7 protein-coding genes are annotated in these 17,597 nt (G+C 63.7%); all 7 read right to left on the reverse strand.

Features of this window, described 5'->3' with window-relative positions:
* The 7 genes from KTQ42_RS13730 to KTQ42_RS13760 all read right to left on the reverse strand — a co-directional run bounded on the left by KTQ42_RS13730 (position 1) and on the right by KTQ42_RS13760 (position 17,594).
* Positions 1-8,388 carry a hemagglutinin repeat-containing protein gene (locus KTQ42_RS13730; protein ID WP_217346008.1) on the reverse strand — a complete coding sequence of 2,796 codons (8,388 nt, stop codon included), beginning with the start codon at positions 8,386-8,388 and terminating at the stop codon, positions 1-3.
* A gap of 20 nt (positions 8,389-8,408) precedes the next feature.
* Positions 8,409-10,145, reverse strand: coding sequence for a ShlB/FhaC/HecB family hemolysin secretion/activation protein (locus KTQ42_RS13735; RefSeq protein ID WP_217346009.1), 1,737 nt, complete (start codon positions 10,143-10,145; stop codon positions 8,409-8,411).
* Positions 10,146-10,376: 231 nt separating this feature from the next.
* The gene (locus KTQ42_RS13740; protein WP_217346010.1) at positions 10,377-13,352 is read right to left on the reverse strand and encodes an EAL domain-containing protein; all 2,976 of its coding nucleotides are present in this window, start codon (positions 13,350-13,352) and stop codon (positions 10,377-10,379) included.
* Positions 13,353-13,449: 97 nt separating this feature from the next.
* A complete protein-coding gene (locus KTQ42_RS13745; protein WP_217346011.1) occupies positions 13,450-14,232 on the reverse strand; it encodes a hypothetical protein in 783 nt (260 codons plus the stop codon).
* A gap of 188 nt (positions 14,233-14,420) precedes the next feature.
* On the reverse strand, positions 14,421-14,660 hold the full coding sequence (locus KTQ42_RS13750) for a hypothetical protein (protein ID WP_217346012.1): 240 nt from the start codon (positions 14,658-14,660) through the stop codon (positions 14,421-14,423).
* Positions 14,661-14,745: 85 nt separating this feature from the next.
* The gene (locus tag KTQ42_RS13755) at positions 14,746-16,077 is read right to left on the reverse strand and encodes a dicarboxylate/amino acid:cation symporter (RefSeq protein WP_217346013.1); all 1,332 of its coding nucleotides are present in this window, start codon (positions 16,075-16,077) and stop codon (positions 14,746-14,748) included.
* 185 nt (positions 16,078-16,262) lie between these two features.
* Complete coding sequence (locus KTQ42_RS13760) at positions 16,263-17,594, reverse strand: Nramp family divalent metal transporter (protein WP_349292146.1); 1,332 nt, start codon at positions 17,592-17,594, stop codon at positions 16,263-16,265.
* Positions 17,595-17,597 lie beyond the last annotated feature (3 nt).

Here is a 17,597-nt window from a genome sequence, read left to right on the forward strand (position 1 = left end):
CTATCTGCCCACCACCGCTTCCTTGTTCTTTTCAGCCTCTACCGTACCCGGCTTTACGCCAGTGCTTTTTTTAACACCACTGATGCCAGTATTGACAACATTCTGCTTGTTCTTCTTCCTGCGTTGTTCCACGCTCCGCGCTCTGATCACCTGGTCTTGCGATTTGATCTCGGTATTGACCAGCACTGCCTTGCCGCCGGCTTCCACCACCACGGCGCCGTCGGACTTCAGGACGCTGCCCTGAAAATTCTCGTTTTTGTCTGAACGCATTCCCGTTTCGGCGCGACGATTGTCGACGTTATTGCTGCTGTCCGGCAGTTCGGCTTTCTTCCCAGTCAATGAACCGGTGACCTTCAGGGCCTCATCCGTACTGCGCGCAGCCTCCATCGTCACATTGCCTCCCGCGGCAACGGTGATGCCGCCACTGGCATCAATGGCCGTGCCTTCGAACAGCGTGTCGCCCCGGCTGCGCGTGCTCACGTTGCCGCCCGAGGTGATGGCAACCGCGGTGGCCTGGCTGGATTCCTGTTTTTCCACGGTGCCGGAAGCATTGACGGCATCCACTTTTGTACTCGTTGCATTGCCGTCTTTGTCCTTACCGTTGCCACGGGCTGCATTGATGCCACCCTTAAGTTTCTGCGAACTGGAAGACACATCATCGCGGGCGGCCTGCAAGGTCAATGTGCTGCCTGCGTCAATTGACGTATTGCCCTTTGCATTCAATGCCGCCCCCTCCACGGTAACTGCCTGCCCTGCGCTGATTGCCAGATCGCCCCCGGCGCGGATAGCGCCGACGAGACTCTTGTTATCCCTGTCGCTTGACCGTTCGTACTCGGCGCTGATAGCGAGGCTGGCCTTGTTTTTGTCCTTGCTATCCCTTTTAGCCTTCAAACTCAGATCGCCGGATGCCTTGCCAGTGTCTGCCTGGCTCTTGTCACGTGCAGCGCGGTAATCAATGTTGCCTGCAGCGCTGATATCGGCGTTGCCGCCGGCCGTCAGTTTTGTGCCTTCCATTAGCAGGTCGCTCTGACTGCGTATCGCCAGATCGCCGCCAGCATCAAAACCGGCGGCCCGGGCGCTCGACCGGGTGGCATTGTCCGTCTTGTTTTCCATTTTTCCTTTCAGGCCACCTTCCAGGGGAGAGTTGCTGCCCACGCCCGTGCCAGCGGAAAGCGTGCCGCTGGCGCTGGTGTCAGCGCTGCTGCTGGAAGCGCTGTTGCCCGCCGCCAGGATATCGATGCGACGACCGCTCAAGTCCATCTTGCCGCCGCTTTTCAATTGCGTGCCCTCCATCCGTATTGCATCGGACGTGGATATGGCGATATTGCCCCCGGCCTTGATGCTTGACACGACAGCCGTCGTACTGCCGGCATCCTTTTGTGCAGACTTGTGGCTGTACTCGATCTGCGCCCCCACGCTGGCGCCGGCGCGGGTGTCGGTTTTGCCGTCCTGTTCCTTTTCGACTGCATTGCCGCCCAGGTAGCCCAGGCCGGCCGTGGCGTTGGCATTGGCATCGGCCGACGCGCCGGCACCCGCCTTTGCGTAGGAGACCAGCCGTCCTGAATGCGCGCTGCTCTCGTCATGGCGGCTGGTGGTATTGCTGCCCGCCTTGCTTTCAAATGCGTCGGATTGCTGCACGACGTCGCCGCGCGCCTCGATGGATGTGCCGACGTCAGTGATCTTGCCGGAAGCAATGCGGCTGACGTTGCCATCCGCGGAAACGATCCGGGTGACTTTGGCCTGCGTGGACCCGGTGCTCTTGCCGGCAGTGCCATGCTTGAACTGCAAGCCGCCCTCCGCACCGGCATCGGCATTGGCACTGGCAGAAGCCGTGGCCGAAGCGCTGACGTTGGCGCGCGCGGCATCGCGGTCGGTCAATCCGTAAGCCCCCATTCCATTGTCTGGCCTTGTAGCGGCGCTCATGCTGCTCTCGGCCTTCACGCTGGCCTTGGCTGATGCATCGGCTGAGGCTTCGGCCTTCAGCGCCATGCCGAAACTGGTCTTGCTTTCAGTGCTGCCAGCATCCCGTGAATCGGAGGCGGCACCAAATACCATCTCACGCGCTTTCAGGTCCACGCCTTCGCGGCCGGATAGCGTGCCACCCTCTGTGCTGAGCCTGTCGGCTGCAGTGATCTGCAGATTTCCGCCGGCAGTGATGCTGGTTTCCAAGCTTTTCCTGTCGGCGCTGCTGCTGGTTTCCTGTTCCGTGCGAACCAGATCGACGATATTGTCGCTCTTGGCCTTGACTGCGGCCTCTGCCTTGGCGTCCAGCGTGGCCTTTGCATCCAAGCCCCTGCCCCGGTCGCTTCCCACCGTGGTGGCCTTCGCCTCGGCATTGGCATTGGCCGAGGCACTGGCGCTGGCTGTATTTTTCGACGCCGCCAGCAAGCCGACATCGGCCACCTTCGACGTCTTGCTGCTGGTGCTGGTTTCCGCAGCCGACCTGATGCGCACGCTCCTGCCGGACATGCGGATGTCACGCTCGGCCCGCACGGCAGCACTTTGAATGTCCAGCGCGTTTGCAGCATTGATCTCCACTTCCTTGCCCGACAGACTGGAACGGGCCAATTTGGTCCCTTCCGTACGTTCGGTATTGACCTGGCTGCGCATGAGGTTCAATTCGCCTTTGCCCATAGCGCTGGCCTCCGCCTTTGCCTCGGCTTTTGCCGCTGCGGCTTTTGTGGTCACCTGCGTGGCTGGCTCGTTGTCTGCCGTGAGGGGCTTTTCCCTCGTTTGCGTGCCGACCAACGACTGACTGGCGGCCGTGCCGCTGCGCTTGCTGGTTTCGTCGACCTTGCCCTTCTTGTCGACCGCACGGCTGGTGCTCACCGAGGTTTCCGCCACGGCGATGGCGCGATTGGACCTGGTGTCGCCCTTGCTGTCATCCACCGTCGACACGCCATCCACCTCCTTGTAAGCCTGCTTCTGCAGCTTGTCGGATGCGCTGGCCTGGGCTGAAGCGCTTGCCGCTTTCTCCACTTTGCTGGACGTTGCCGTGGCCAGAAAGCTGGTGGATTCGGTTACCTTCTCGCTGGTGACAGCGGTCTGCCTGGACTGCAGCGCGACCTGGTCGCCGGTGAGCAGCAGCTTGTCCTTCGCCGAGATGTCGGAGCCGCTCACCAACAGCTCCTTGCCTGCCAGCAGACTGCCCTTTCCGCCTGCAGCCAGGTCGGATTGTCGATTCTGCTGCTCGGTCTCCTTCTCAGTCGTGGTCTCGATGCCATACAAGCCGCCGCCCACGCCAAGGCCGGTCTTGCTGGATTGCTTCCTGCTCGACTCCGTGTCGGTACGGGCGATGATGTCGAGATTTCCTGCGGCATCCAGGACCATGTCCTTGCCGCTGTCAAGACTGGAACCGGCGATCAGCATATTCGTGCCGGCGGATGCGTCCAGATTTCCACCTGCGCTCAAGGCGGAAGCAAGGCCCTTGACGCTGCCCACGCCCGAGCGCGCCTGATGCTCTTCTTGCGTATCGATCTGCACTGCCTGTCTCGCCCCGATGGCCAGATCTTTTTTTGCTGCTGCGCTTGCGCCCTTGAAGTTGACGTTTTCGGCAGAGATCAACAGGTCGGCGCCGCTTTCCACGGTGGCAGTCCTGCCCATATCGGTATGGGCGAACAGATCCCCGCCGCCCTTGATAACTGCCACCGTTTCATTGATGAAGTCCCCCCCGGCCGCGATCGCCGCGTCGCCGGCCATGATGCTGCCGCTCCGATTGCGCACATCGCCGGCGCTCCTGACCGTGAGCTTGCCATCGGCCCTGATAGTACCGCCATGGTTGGTCAGCGACGCCACATCGGCGTCGATGCTGCCGGCTGCAATCACAGGCCCGCTGGCATATCCCTTCCTGGTGGCTTGGGACAGATAAACGACGGGCGCCAGCACCTTCCTGCCCTTGATTTCCACTTCCACCAACCACACCATGTCGCTTTCCACCGCCGCCGCCTGCTCGTCGGACAAGGCGCGGCCAAACACCAGGCCCAGCGCTTCGAACTGATCGACGCTGCTTTCCATCAGCGCCTGCATTTGCGTAGCCTCGCTGACACCGGCCTGCAGCAGATTGCGACCAACCTGCTCGATCAGTTGCTGCCTCACGATCTGGTTTTCGTACGCTGCGTCACCGAGCCGCCTTTGCACCTTGTCCGGATCCAGCTGCAGCAACTGGACCAGGTAATCCGAGCCAACCACGGCCGGTGCCTGGGGTTTGGACTGCGGCTGCGGTTGGGGATTTACCGTGGCAACAGGCGGCGATACGAACAAGGGGTTGGTTTCCACCAGATAGCGGGCCTGTGGATCCTTGGAAAGAACGAAATAGCCATTGGGATTGGTGGGCAGGTCCAGATTGGCAACGTCAAATCGCAGCATGCCTACCTGTGCCCCGGGATTGCCGCCGGCAGCGATCGATATGGCCGGATCGCCAGCCTGCCATGCTTTTTCGTCCGGCACTGGCTGCTTGCTGGCCGATCGCGCCTGCACCGTCGGCGAAAAGGGCGACCCCAGGTTCAGCAGGCTGGCATCCTTGACAATAAGCGTCCCGGCATAAATGCCGGCATCGTAGGTCTTTATCGTCCTGCGGCCGACCTCGGCCACATAACTGGCCGCTTTGGCCTCCTCCGCGCTGGCTGCCGAACCGGTGAAACACAGTCGCGAATCGCAGGAGAACTTGGCTTCACTTTCCGGATACCAGTAAGTCACCGTTGGCTTAAAGAACAGGCGATCCAGTTCGACCTCCATGTAGCGCCGCTTGCGTTCATAGACATCGAGATGCAGGTCGGCATTGACGAAACCTTTACTGCCGGGCTGGCTGCTGCCAATGCTGACGGTAGGTGCAGAGAGAAGGGATGCCTGGTTTTCTCCTTGCGCGCCATAATCGATCGACAAGGTTTTGCCCGCAATGATGCGGCCACGCACCTCGGGCAGTGGGCTGCTCAATGACTGCGCAATGCTTTCCTGTTCCTCGTAGACGGTAGTGATATAACGCGCACCGATGTCGACGTCCTCTACAAATCTCGACACGGTGCTGGTAGTGACACCTGTCACCCTATCGACGATCGCAGGCATGCCGCCCGTGGGCAGATTGCGAAATGCATTGGTAACGGCAATATCGATATCGCGGGCGGCACTGACGGCGTTGTAGTTATCAAACGTGCCCGCCCTGATTACGATATCCCTGCCATCCATCGTGCCCGTGCTACGGTTGACAATGGCCTGGCCGGGTGCCGACAGGGTCAGCAGGCTGGCTGCATACAGTGCGCCGCTGTTGTCCAGCCCATAGGCGTTCATATGCAAGGACAGGTTGGTGAGGGAAGAAATGCCGCCAGTGTCACCGTTCATCACGCTGCCCGCCTGGATTCGCATGCGGCCACCGCTGTGTATGGCGCCCCGGTTTTGCAAGCCAGCGTCGATCATCATGCTGCTGGCGCTACCGTCCAGGCCGGCAAGGATGGTGGCGGTACTGTTGTCGTTGTCGAGGCTACCGGCACGAAGCTCGGCTGCGCCATCCGACTGGATGCGCGCACTGTTGGTCAGTTCTTTTGCATTGATTGCCAGGCTCCCTGCCTGAAGCATGGCGCCTGGCGTGTTGTGCAACAAATTCAGCATGGCGCCATCGGCGCCCAGCACGAGCAGCCCGTCGGCTCGAATGCTCCCGAGGTTGGTCACGGCGAGCAGCATGTCGGGTCCGACGATACGCACAAGGCCCTTGCCCAGGATACGCCCGGCCTTCTCGTTGACCAGGTAGCTATGCGACAAAAAATCAATATCGGCCTCGGCCTGGATCAGGCCGCGATTGACCAGGGTATTGTCCACATTCAGCAAGGCTGCGCCTGTGCTTTGCAGCGTGCCGGCATTCTCGATGGAAGTGGCATTTAATGTCAGCGACTGTGCGCTGTCCTGGTTGAGCACGACCCCGCTGTTATACAACTGGCCGCTGACAACGGCATCCAAACCGCCATCCGCCTGTATCTGGCCACTGTTGTCCAGCTGGGCGGCAGACAGTTTGAGCAGTCCGCCCCGTGCATGAATCTTGCCGCTGGCTTCGTTCCCAGCTTTCCCTGCAAGGCCAAGCGTCATGGCGGTACCCGACTGCATGATGCCGCTGTTGCGCAGCGTGCCACCATTCAGGCTCATTTGCCCATCGCTGACGATCATGCCTTCGTCCTGATTCTGCAGCCTCGATTCGGCCGGCGCAGACAGGACCAGATCCTTGCCCGAAGCCAGCAGACCACGATTGTCGAATGCGAATCCGGCGCTGCCAAGCATCAGCACACCGTTGGCACCACGCAGGATGCTGCTGGCAGTGCGATTGCGCAGGGCCGCCGCGCCCAGGAACAAGGTATCACCCTGGATGCGTCCGCCATTGTCAATGGCGCCGTCGACCAGGACCCGGCTTGCGCCGGACGCGGCGATCCAGCCGCTGCTGTCCAGGCTGCCGGCGCGCAGCAGCATGGCGCCATCCGCACCGCCATCAATGGTGCGCAGCGTCAGCATCGTGCCGCGATTGACCAGGGCGCCGCTTGCAATGACATCCAGTGTGCCGGCCGATTGCACGGCACCCTGGTTGTCCAGCGTTGCGCCAGAGAGCATGACTTGACTGCCGGCTGCGGTATTGGACAAGCTGGCGCCGGAGCGGTTGAGCATGCCGCCGCTGACAGAGGCGGCAAGGTTCTCGCTGGACTGAATGCGGCCTGCATTGTCCAGGCTGTTGCCGGCAATATCAACCGATGCGCCGATCAGGCTGCCGCTATTGGTCAACGTCAGCTGCTCGCCGGCGGCGCCGATGACAAGCGCGTTGCCTTGCATCTTGCCGCTGTTCTCCACGGCGAGCGTGGCGTCGGGCGTGGCGGCGCGCACACTGAACGTTCGTGACGCCAGCAGTTCGCCGGCATTGCGTAGTGCGCCCTGGGCCGAAAGCATCATGTCGCGGCGGGCTTCGATATCGGTGCCTGCGCCTACGGCAAGATTTCCGCCGGCGGCCAGCTGCACATCGGTAGCGCTGACCAGGCGGGTCGCATTGAGCGCCATGTCGGTGCCGGTGGCAATGCGCAGGTCGCGTTCCGCGGCATTGGCATTGGCACCGCTATATAACAGCGCACCATCACTGGTGAATGTGCCGGCAGCCAGCTTGACGCGGGAACCGGCGCCCCAGCTTGCGCCCTGAATGCTTGCAGCGCCAAGGAAGACGGCATCGAGCTGGCCGTCGGCGGCGCGGCTGGCCTGGCTGTCGGACCGGTCCGTCAGGTCGCGCGCGCGCAGCACCAGGTCGGTGCCGGCCTTGAGCTCTGCGCCCGACAGCATGAGTTCGCCTGGCGTGCTGGCATGCAGCCCAGCGCCGGCGGTGACCGACGCTCTGCTTGCCTGGCCAGTGTCGTCGGGGGTACCGGGATCGGATATCTCGATGCCGGCCGCATCGCCGGTCTGCGCCAGCGCCATGTTTCGCGCTGCCGACAACCTGCCCTGCAACTGGATGCGGCCGGCGGCATCGAGCGTGAAGTCGTCTGCCCTGGCGGCGGCTTCGCCTCGCATGCGTACGCCGACGCCGGCTTCGGTCGCGACCAGCCTGATACGGTCAGCATAGATGCCGCCCAGCCTGCTGCTGTCGATCGCATAGGCGGGCGCCGTTCCCATGCCGGTCGTGCTGCCACTGACACGGCGGCCGGCATAATCCCACTGAACGAGGCCGGTGGTTACATGCAGGTCCCTGGCATTGACCGGACCATCGAGCTTCAATGAACGGGTAACGATATCCAGCAGCTGCTGATCGCTGGCATTGAGGCCCTGGCCCTGCACCAGCACATCGCCTGTCCTCACGCGCAATGCGTTCAGGCTGCCGTTGGCGCCGAATACCGGCGTACCTGTACTGAGCGTCACGCGCTCGGCATTGATGAAGCCGCAGCCGCTGCAGGTGATGCCGTACGGATTGGCGACGATCACATCGGCGCGCCCGCCGAGCACTTCGGTAAAGCCAGCCAGCACGCTGCGCTGCGGCCCCACGACCTCGTTGAGAATCAGCCTGGCCTCGGCGCCCAGCGCCGTATTGCCATCCACCTGCCCGGCCAGAGCCGACTGGCGCCTGACCATGCTGTTATTGAGCACCAGGCCACGGCTGTCGACGTCATAGCGTTGATACTGGTTGTATGAGAGGCCTGCACCATTGGCGGTATTGATGTTGACCACCGGGACGCCGTTGGCCGACACAGTGGCCCTGGTGGCGCTGCCCGGCGCCGAAGCCGGAACGACGGTAGTAGCGGGCACTTGCGCATGCGCCAGGCCTGCAGTCGCCAGGCAGCAGGCGGCCAGAACGGCGCGCCCCCTGCGCCGCGCCGTTTCCGGCGCTACCACATAGCCACCGTGCGACGCACTCCATACAAGACAGTAAGCGTGGTTCATGAGGTTTGCCCATCAGGAGATCAGAGCGTCAAAGCCAGCCTGAGCCAGGTCTGGCTGGCTTCACGCGGCAGGAAATCCGGCTGCGACAGCCGGCGGGCATTGAACAGGTCGACCGAGATGCCTGCCCAGGTCGCCGACAGGCCGACCGCGATGCCGGCCAGCCGGCCGCCAGGCACGTCGGGGGCGCGGTTGCTCACGCCGCCGATGTCCACGCCGAGATAGAAACGCACCGGCACGGCCTCGCTGCCCAGCGCAAGTGAAGGCTGCAAGGACACTTCGTTGCGGCTGGTCCAGCCATGGTCTCCGGACAGGGTGTTGTTGCGAAAGCCGCGAATGCTGTAGAACCCGCCGATCAGCACCTGCTCCGAGCCGTACAGCACCTGCTGCGCCCTCTGCGCATTGAACTGCGTGGAAAACTGCATGTCGGTATTGGCGACGGAAAACGGAAGCAGGTAGCCCAGTCCCAGCTTGAACTTGCCGAATTGCGCATGGGGCGCAATGTCAGGCAGCCCGTCGGCGTCGCGCAGCGCGCCGCCCAGTTTCAGGCCGCGCGCATAGCCCAGGCTGGCGGTGGCAACGCCGCCCAGCATCAGGCTGCTGCCAGTGGTGTCGATATCCAGCACGCTGAGCGAGCGGCTGCTCAGGCGCAGATATTGACCCGCCAGGTAATTGCTGGATTCCTTGGCGGTGAGCATGGCGGCGACGGCCCAGCGACTGGCCCGATCGCGGTGCAGCACCTGTTCCAGCCGGATGTTCTCGGCCTGGCTCCGCCCGCGGAATTGCAACGCGGCCCCGGAAGGCGCCTCCACGGTGGAGACGAAGTGAGAGCGCAGGGCCGACAGGCTGAGCGTGGCATAGCCAAACGGCACGATCAGGTTCAGGCTGCTGCTTTCGCTGGCGCGGCGCTCGGCATCGCCGGGCTGGGAACGACGATGGGTCAGCAGCAGCAGTTCATTCAGATTAAGCAGCCGGTCCGCCGAAAGCGATACGCTCACCTGGTTTCTGCCGGTGCTGTCGGAGCCCTGGTTGTCCGCGCCCAGCACCGCGTGATAGCGGGTCGACGGCGCATTCCGGATGAGCACGTCGCTGGCGCCTGGCCCGCTGCCTGGCAGGATGTCGAGCTGCGCCCGGTTCGATTCCAGACGGTTGAGCTGGTCGATGCCCTGTTCGAAATCGCGCAAGTTGAACAGCGTGCCGGGCGCGGGAAAGACATTCGCAGGATTGATGCTCCCGCGCGCGCCCTCATCCAGCAGAATGTTTTCCACCACGCCTTCGACAACCTCGATTTCCAGTACGCCGCCCGACAAGTCCTGGCTGGGCAAATAAGCACGGGTCGTTACCAGGCCCTGCTCCAGGTATTGCCTGGTGATCGCGGCCAGCATCTGCTCGATGTCAGCCACGCCCAGACAACGTCCCGCATAGCCTTGCACGATCTGCTGCTGCGAGGACGCACTCAACCGGCTGGCGCCGCTGATGACGATGCGCCGGATGTCGCGGCAGGTAACCTCTGCGCGTGGGACGCTGGTGCCGGCGGCGGGTGCCATCGTGCTGGTATCGGCACCGCCGGGGCCAGGTTCCGGCAACCTTGCTGCGTCGATGTCGCGCTGGACGCGTTGCTGATTTTGTCGTTGCAGGATTTCGGCCTGACGTGCAGCCGCCGCTTCGGCGGCGCCTTGCGCATGGGACGGCACGCCAGTCAGCGCAAGCGCTGGGCCAAGACACAGCAACAGCAATGGTGCGAAAGCAGCAGTCGGCATGGTTGGTTGGGATCCGGAAGTGTGCGGCAGACGCAGTAGCCACTGTCGGAAGTAGCACTGACCCGAATACTCGGTTACCGCACTAACTCGTTAGTTCCAATGCCGACAAACCCGGGGCAGTAACTTGCAGGCGGTGTTGAAGAATGGAGGCCCGGTCCGGCACGAAAATATGCCGGTGGCGGGAAGGAACAGCGGGAGCCAACAGGCGCTTGAAGCCGACGGCACGCGCCGTCAGCCATCCCGGCGCGGTTGCACGAGGCCGACCACGTCCGGCATGGCGGCGGGGCCCAGGGTCAGCACATAGCTGCGCATGGCTTCGTCCTGGATGAAGCCGGCGGCGGAGGTGAAGCGCAGCAGGGTGTCCGGCGCCTGCGACCTGGCCACCGCATAGCCCTGCACATAATCCACGCCCAGTTCGGCCAGCGCCTGCACGGTGGCCTGGTCTTCCGCCCATTCGGCGATGGTGCGCATGCCCAGGCTGCCGGCGAGGGTGACGATGGCCTCGACGATGGTGATGTTGGCCGGGTCGTCGTTCATGTCGACGATGAAGCTGCCGTCGATCTTCACCACGTCGGCCGGCAGGTCCTTGAGGTAGGAGAAAGAGGTGTAGCCGGCGCCGAAATCGTCCAGCGCGATCTTCACGCCGTGGCTGCGCACCTGGTCGATGAAGCGGCGGGTGTTCTCCAGGTCGTGCAGCGCCACGCTTTCGGTGATTTCCATGCACAGGCGGCGGGCCGCGTCCGGGTTGGCGGCCAGCATCGCAAAGGTGTCCTGCACGAAGCGCTCGTCATTGAGCGAGGCCCCGGACAGGTTCATGCAGACGAACTGGGTGCGGCTGAGCAGCTCCCAGCTGGCCGACAGCCAGTCCAGCGTGGTCTTGAGCACCCAGCGGTCTATCATGCCGATGCGGCCGCAGCTTTCCGCCGCCGGGATGATGCGCCCGGCGGTAATGACGTTGCCGTCGCGTTCGCGCATGCGCAGCAGCACTTCGAAATTGAGCGAGCCGTGGGGCGCCGACAGCGACATGATGGGCTGCATTTCCAGGAACAGGAAGTCGCCTGCGTCCGGCGCCGACAGCTGCTCGACCAGCCGCAGTTCGGCCTGGCGCTCGCGAAACACCGCCGAGCCGCGCTCATAGACCACCAGGCCGTCGCTGGCCGTGCTCTTGGCGGCGCGGCAGGCGCGGTCGGCATTGGTCATGATGTCGCGGATCGCGGCGCCAGGCTCGACCTCGATCAGTCCGATCGAGCCGCGCACCTGGAAGGCCTTGTCGCCCAGCCGGTAAGGCTCGGTGCCGATGCGGTCGATGATGCTGCGGCAGGTCCATGCGGCCGGGCCGATGGCGGTGTCGGGCATGACGATCACGAATTCATCGCCGCCCACCCGGCCGATCTGCTGCCCGCCCTGCAGCAGTGTCCTGATGCGCTGGCATACCAGCTTCAGGATCTCGTCGCCGGCGGCATGACCATACAGGTCGTTGATCAGCTTGAAGCGGTCCAGGTCGAGATAGGCCAGCGTCAGCGGCCTGCCCTGCGCCAGCTGCGCGATCGCCTCGGTCAGCACGGCCTCGATGCCGCGCCGGTTGCAGACCTTGGTCAGCGGATCGTTCAGCGCCAGGAAACGCAGCTCCTCGGTGGCCGCGCGCTGCGCCGTCACATCCTGCAGCGAACCCTCTATCTTGCCGTTGGCCAGCGTGGCCTTGACCAGGAAATGGCGCTGCGGCGCCTCCGGCGTCGGGCCGTGCGCGCTGCTCAGTTCGAGTTCGACATGATGCTGGCGGCGCGCCATCTGCTGCAGGCTGCTCCAGGCATGGCCGCTGAAATGCCGGCTCCACTGGTTGCGGCCCGGCTCCAGCACATCGTCGCCCAGCATCTGCTTCAACGCCGGATTGGCCGACAGCACATGGCCCTGCAGGTCCAGCGTGAACAGGCCGATGGGCATGGCGTCGAAGGCATTGCGCAGCGCCGCCTGGGCCGCCAGCCGCTGCTGCTGTTCCTGGCGCATCTGCTCGGCAATGGCCAGCGCCGCCAGCAGGCTCGACGACAGCGCCGCGGTGACGCTGTTGACCGTACCGATCAGCGCATGCATGCCCAGCGCCGCGGCGAACACTTCATACAGGCTGGCCAGCAGCGTCACCGCGATCGAGGCGCTGTACCAGACCGCGCTGCGCGAGGGCACGATGAAGAGGATGCGCGCCAGGAAGAACACCAGCACGCCGGTGCAGATGCCGGTGGCGGCCCAGATGAAGGGCAGGAAGTCGTGGTACGGCAGCAGCACAGACAGCAGCAGGAGCGGCAGGCAGGTCCATTGCGCCAGCCGCAGCAGCCAGCGATAGCCGACTTTAGCCAGGTCGCTCTGGAACAGGGTGCAGAACAGCATGATGGTCAAGGTGTAGTACAGCGCCGTGGTCAGCAGCCTGATCTTGGGCAGCAGCTCGGTGGGCAGGTTGCGGCCCAGCCACTGGATGTCCCAGCCGCCCGACAGCGCCGCCATGCGCAGGTTGATCACCAGCCAAGCGGCAAACAGCACATAGGTGCCGGAGCGCAGGATCAGCGCCGTGATCAGCACGAAGGCGGCCAGCACCAGCAGGCCGCCGTCGAGCAGGCCGGCGTTGCGGTGGAATTCATAGGCGGAAAGCTGGAGCCGGTCGGGCGGCCATTGCATCACCGACAGCGCCGCCGGGCCAATGAAGCGCATGCGGCACAGCACTTCGGTGGACAGGCCCGGCGCCAGCGCGAAGCCGGCCTTGATGCGCGTGATGCCGCCCTCGGTGCCGGTGCGGTTGCCGCTGCCCAGCGGCGTCAGGCTGCCCGCATCCCAGCAGCGCAGGTCCAGCGCATGACGCGACGGGAACTCCAGCATCACGGGCGCGCGTTGCGCCGGCGGGCTGGTGGAAAAGACGATCCAGAAAGGGGTTTCGGCAAGCCTGGTGTGATAACGCGAGAACGGCGGCTGGCCATTCAGGCGCGCCAGCGCCGCTGCCGGGTCGTCCGTGCCGCGGTCACCGGGCGCTTCGGGCACGACACGAAACATCAGCGTCTCGCCCTTGCCTGCCGGGTAATGGCCGCTCCAGGCAGTCAGCGCCAGCAGGGTGGCTATGCCGATCAGGGCCGGCGCCAGATACACCGACAGCAGGTACAACGCATTCTCGAGACGCGTGCGTCCACGGAAGGGATTGCTGTCAGGCTGCAGGAGGGTGCCATGCATGATGCGTCATTTCCGCGCGGTGCCCGCATCGATCACGGGCTTGCCGGCTAACGTAATGACGTTACGTTAGCTGAAATGGCGCCATGCAATGGCTGGCTTATGCAGCCAACTTGTCCAGGCGCATGGAATCGGCAAAATTAGCCGATGCCAGCCGCATGCCCGGCATCGGCAAGCTGTGGGATGCCTCGCAGGACGCATCGAGCATGATGTCCGGATGCACGGTCCGGAAGATGAAGTCATACAGCGGATGGCTAGCCGCTGCCCAGCGCTCTTCGGCGCTGCCCACCTCGAACGACATCACCCGGTGCAGCAGGTTGCCGGCATGGCGCAGCGGAATATAGCCGGCCTCGGGATAGACATCGTCGAACAGCAGCCGCTCGTACTGGCGGTCTATCGGGGCGCGGCCGGCAATGACCATCCACTCGATGCCGGCCTGCTGGCAATACTGGAAAAACGCCTTGAACAGCACGGTCTTGACCATGCGCCCGACACGCTGCTCGGTCACGCCGAGCCGGGCAGCTTCGGCCAGTGGCCGGCAGGCCAGGCTGGAGGGCAGCGTGATCGACTGCTCCAGCGCAAGCGGCTGGAAGCGGTTGGTCTGGATGCGCATCGTGCCCAGCGGCGCGCCATCGAGCTTGGATTCGGCCAGCAGCACCGCCACGCCGGGCCGCAGGTCCAGCGCTTCGGGCGCTGCCAGTGTCTGGGCGAATTCGGGAAGGTGACGCCCATAGGCAGCCTGGCGTATCTGCACCGCCTTCATCAGCGCGCTCCGGCCGCTGACCACGCGCACGGTAAAAGGCAAGGCCTGCTCGGCGCGGCCGGAAAGCGGCATCGCCGGGCGGCTGGAATGAACGACGGCGTCAAGATAGCTCTGGCTCATGATGTCTCCTTCTGGTTTGAGGCCCCTATCTTATTTCTTTATAGAAATGATTCAATACAGAAATTTTAACTTTGCGATAAAAAAATCTCCTTTATGATCAAAAGCTTATGCAATTTGTGCAAGATGATGCCGGGATGACAGCAGCGGCAGGCGGAATGCGGCGATGAGGACTGGGAGCGCTGCCGGCGTCAGAAGCCCAGGCATTGCAGATAAGCCAGCAGGTCGCTGGTACAGATGGGCAGTTGCTCAGGCAGACGGTAATACAGCAACCATGCCGTCAGCACGCTGCTGGCCAGGACCATAAGCGCCAGCGTCCCGCGCCGCGCGCCGACACGCCGGCCGGCTGTCGACAGCAGCCAGGCCAGCAGCAGCTGCGCGCCCAGGGCGAGCAGCACCATCACCAGGAAGCGGATGCTGTGATTGGCCATCGGGAAAGCAAGGAGGAAGGGAAAACGTGACGAGGCAAAAATTGAAAAGGGGCGGCAGCGCCGCCCCCCTGGATGCGCCAGGCGGTCAGTGCCTGGTCTGTGCGGCCATATGGGCCTCGCTGCGGTCCAGCACCGCTTCCGGCTCTTCGGCTTCCTCATCGGTTTCATTGTTGAGCTGGCGCTGCATGCGCGCCACATCGAGGTCGCCGGTCATGCGGCCCACCACCACGGTGGCCACGCCGTTGCCGATCAGGTTGGTCAGGGCGCGCGCTTCCGACATGAAGCGGTCGATGCCCAGGATCAGCGCCAGGCCGGCCACCGGCACGCCGCCCACGGCCGACAGCGTGGCCGCCAGCACGATGAAGCCGCTGCCGGTCACGCCGGCCGCGCCCTTGGACGTCAGCAGCAGCACCGCCAGCAGCGTGATCTGCTGGGTTAGCGTCATCGGCGTGTTGGTGGCCTGGGCAATGAATACCGCCGCCATGGTGAGGTAAATCGAGGTGCCGTCCAGGTTGAAGGAATAGCCGGTCGGAATCACCAGGCCGACCACGGACTTCTTCACGCCCAGGTTTTCCATCTTGGCCATCATGCGCGGCAGCACCGACTCGGACGACGAGGTGCCCAGCACGATCAGCAGTTCTTCCTTGATGTACTTGATGAACTTCCAGATCGAGAAGCCGTTGAAGCGGGCGATGATGCCCAGCACCACGAAGATGAACACCAGGCAGGTGGCGTAGAAGGTGCCCATCAGCTTGCCCAGCGACAGCAGCGAGCCCACGCCGTATTTGCCGATGGTGAAGGCCATTGCGCCAAACGCGCCGATCGGGGCCACCTTCATGATGTAGCCGACGATGACGAACAGCACGTGCGACATCTTTTCAATGAAGTCGAATACCAGCGTGCCGCGGCCGCCGAAGCGGTGCAGCGCGAAGCCGAACAGCACAGCAAACAGCAGCACCTGCAGGATCTCGCCCTTTGCGAAGGCATCCACCACGGTGCTCGGGATCACGTTGAGCAGGAACTCGGTGGTGTTCTGCATCTTGCCCGGGCCGGTGTAGGCGGCGATGCCCTTGGTGTCGAGCGAAGCCGGGTCGATGTTCATGCCCACGCCAGGCTGTACCAGGTTGACGATCACCAGGCCGACCACCAGCGCGATCGAGCTGACGATTTCAAAATACAGCAATGCCAGGCCGCCGGTCTTGCCGACCTTCTTCATGTCTTCCATGCCGGCGATGCCCACCACCACGGTGCAGAAGATGATGGGCGCGATGATCATCTTGATGAGCTTGATGAAGCCGTCGCCAAGCGGCTTCATCGCCGCGCCGGATTCGGGATGGAAGTGGCCAAGCAGCACGCCGATCAGGATGGCAAAGAGCACTTGCACATACAGGGACCGGTAGAAAGGTTTGCGGGTCATGAGTTGCCTACTTAAAAGAGTCGGGTACGGACAGTAAGGCGCGGATTTTGACCATCGGGCGCCCGCCTCACAACTGTGGATATCCACAAGCAGGCCGGACAAGCTGATGTTTTACTGCCGCTACTTGCTACTGCAATTGCGCCGCGCCAAAGGATATTGCCCTGCCCTTTTGCACCGGCCGATCGTCACGACAAGAACTCCCTGCCCAGGTTGAACAGCATCGTCAGGTTCAGCGAGATGATCAGGAGCGCCACTGCCGACGCCAGCAGGGTCAGCCAGCGCGGACTGACAAAGACGCCCATCTGGCTGCTGCTGGTGAAACGGATCAGTGGCACGATGGCGAAAGGAAGTTGCAGGCTTAGCAGAACTTGCGAGAGCACCAGCAGCCGCGCCACGCCCGACTCGCCATACCAGGCCGCCACCAGCAGGGCGGGCACGATGGCGGCAGAACGGGTGACCAGGCGCCGCATCCACGGCTTCAGGCGCCATTGCAGAAAGCCTTCCATCACGATCTGGCCCGCCATGGTGGCGGTAATGGTCGAGCTCTGGCCGGACGCCAGCAGCGCCAGCGCAAACAGGGTGCTGGCGATGGCGCTGCCCAGCATGGGCGAGAGCAGCCGGTGGGCGTCCTGTATCTCGGCGACCTGGGTCTGGCCACGTTCGTGAAAGACTTCACCCGACACGATCAGGATCGCGGCATTGACCAGGAAGGCGAAGAACAGCGCGATGACGATGTCGATGGTGGCGAACCTGATCGCCTCGCGCTTGCCGGCCTCGCCCGGCGCGCGTGCGCGATGCTGGACGATGGAGGAATGGAGATAGAGGTTGTGCGGCATCACGGTAGCGCCAATGATGCCGATGGCCAGGTAGAGCATCTCCGGATTGGCCAGCGCCTGCGGCGCCGGCACCATGCCACTGGCGACGTCGGCCCAGTCGGGCTGGGCCATGGCCAGCGTGATAGCAAAGCAGCAGAAGATCAGCGTCAGGAGCGCAATGATCATGGCTTCCAGGTAGCGCATGCCGCGCGTCTGCAGCCAGAACACCAGCACCACGTCGAGCGCGGTCAGCGCCACGCCCCATGGCAGAGGAATATGGAACAGCAGGTTCAGCGCAATGGCGCTGCCGATCACTTCGGCAAGGTCGCAGGCGCAAATGGCGATTTCACAGAGGATCCATTGCGCCAGGCCGGACAGCCGGGAAGAGTTGGCGCGGCAGGCCTGGGCCAGGTCCATCTCGGTCACCACGCCCAGACGGATGGCCAGCACCTGCAGCAGGATCGCCATCAGGTTCGACAGCATGATCACCCACAGGAGCGCATAGCCGAAACCGGAGCCGGCCGCCAGATCGGTGGCCCAGTTGCCGGGGTCCATGTAGCCCACCGCGATCAGGTAGCCGGGCCCCATGAATCCCAGCAGCCGGCGCAGCCAGCGGCCGGGCGGCAAGGGGCACGGGCCCACCGCCCGGGGCGGCAGGCCCGCATCGACAGTGGCACTGTCGATGGGCGGCGGCGGTGTCACGCA

This window comes from Noviherbaspirillum sp. L7-7A, from assembly GCF_019052805.1.
Taxonomy (GTDB): domain Bacteria; phylum Pseudomonadota; class Gammaproteobacteria; order Burkholderiales; family Burkholderiaceae_D; genus Noviherbaspirillum_A.

Bases quoted from the DNA above. Each gene is read 5' to 3' on its own strand.
- KTQ42_RS13730 (WP_217346008.1), bottom strand. From the start codon at position 8,388: ATGAACCACGCTTACTGTCTTGTATGGAGTGCGTCGCACGGTGGCTAT.
- KTQ42_RS13735 (WP_217346009.1), bottom strand. From the start codon at position 10,145: ATGCCGACTGCTGCTTTCGCACCATTGCTGTTGCTGTGTCTTGGCCCA.
- KTQ42_RS13740 (WP_217346010.1), bottom strand. From the start codon at position 13,352: ATGCATGGCACCCTCCTGCAGCCTGACAGCAATCCCTTCCGTGGACGC.
- KTQ42_RS13745 (WP_217346011.1), bottom strand. From the start codon at position 14,232: ATGAGCCAGAGCTATCTTGACGCCGTCGTTCATTCCAGCCGCCCGGCG.
- KTQ42_RS13750 (WP_217346012.1), bottom strand. From the start codon at position 14,660: ATGGCCAATCACAGCATCCGCTTCCTGGTGATGGTGCTGCTCGCCCTG.
- KTQ42_RS13755 (WP_217346013.1), bottom strand. From the start codon at position 16,077: ATGACCCGCAAACCTTTCTACCGGTCCCTGTATGTGCAAGTGCTCTTT.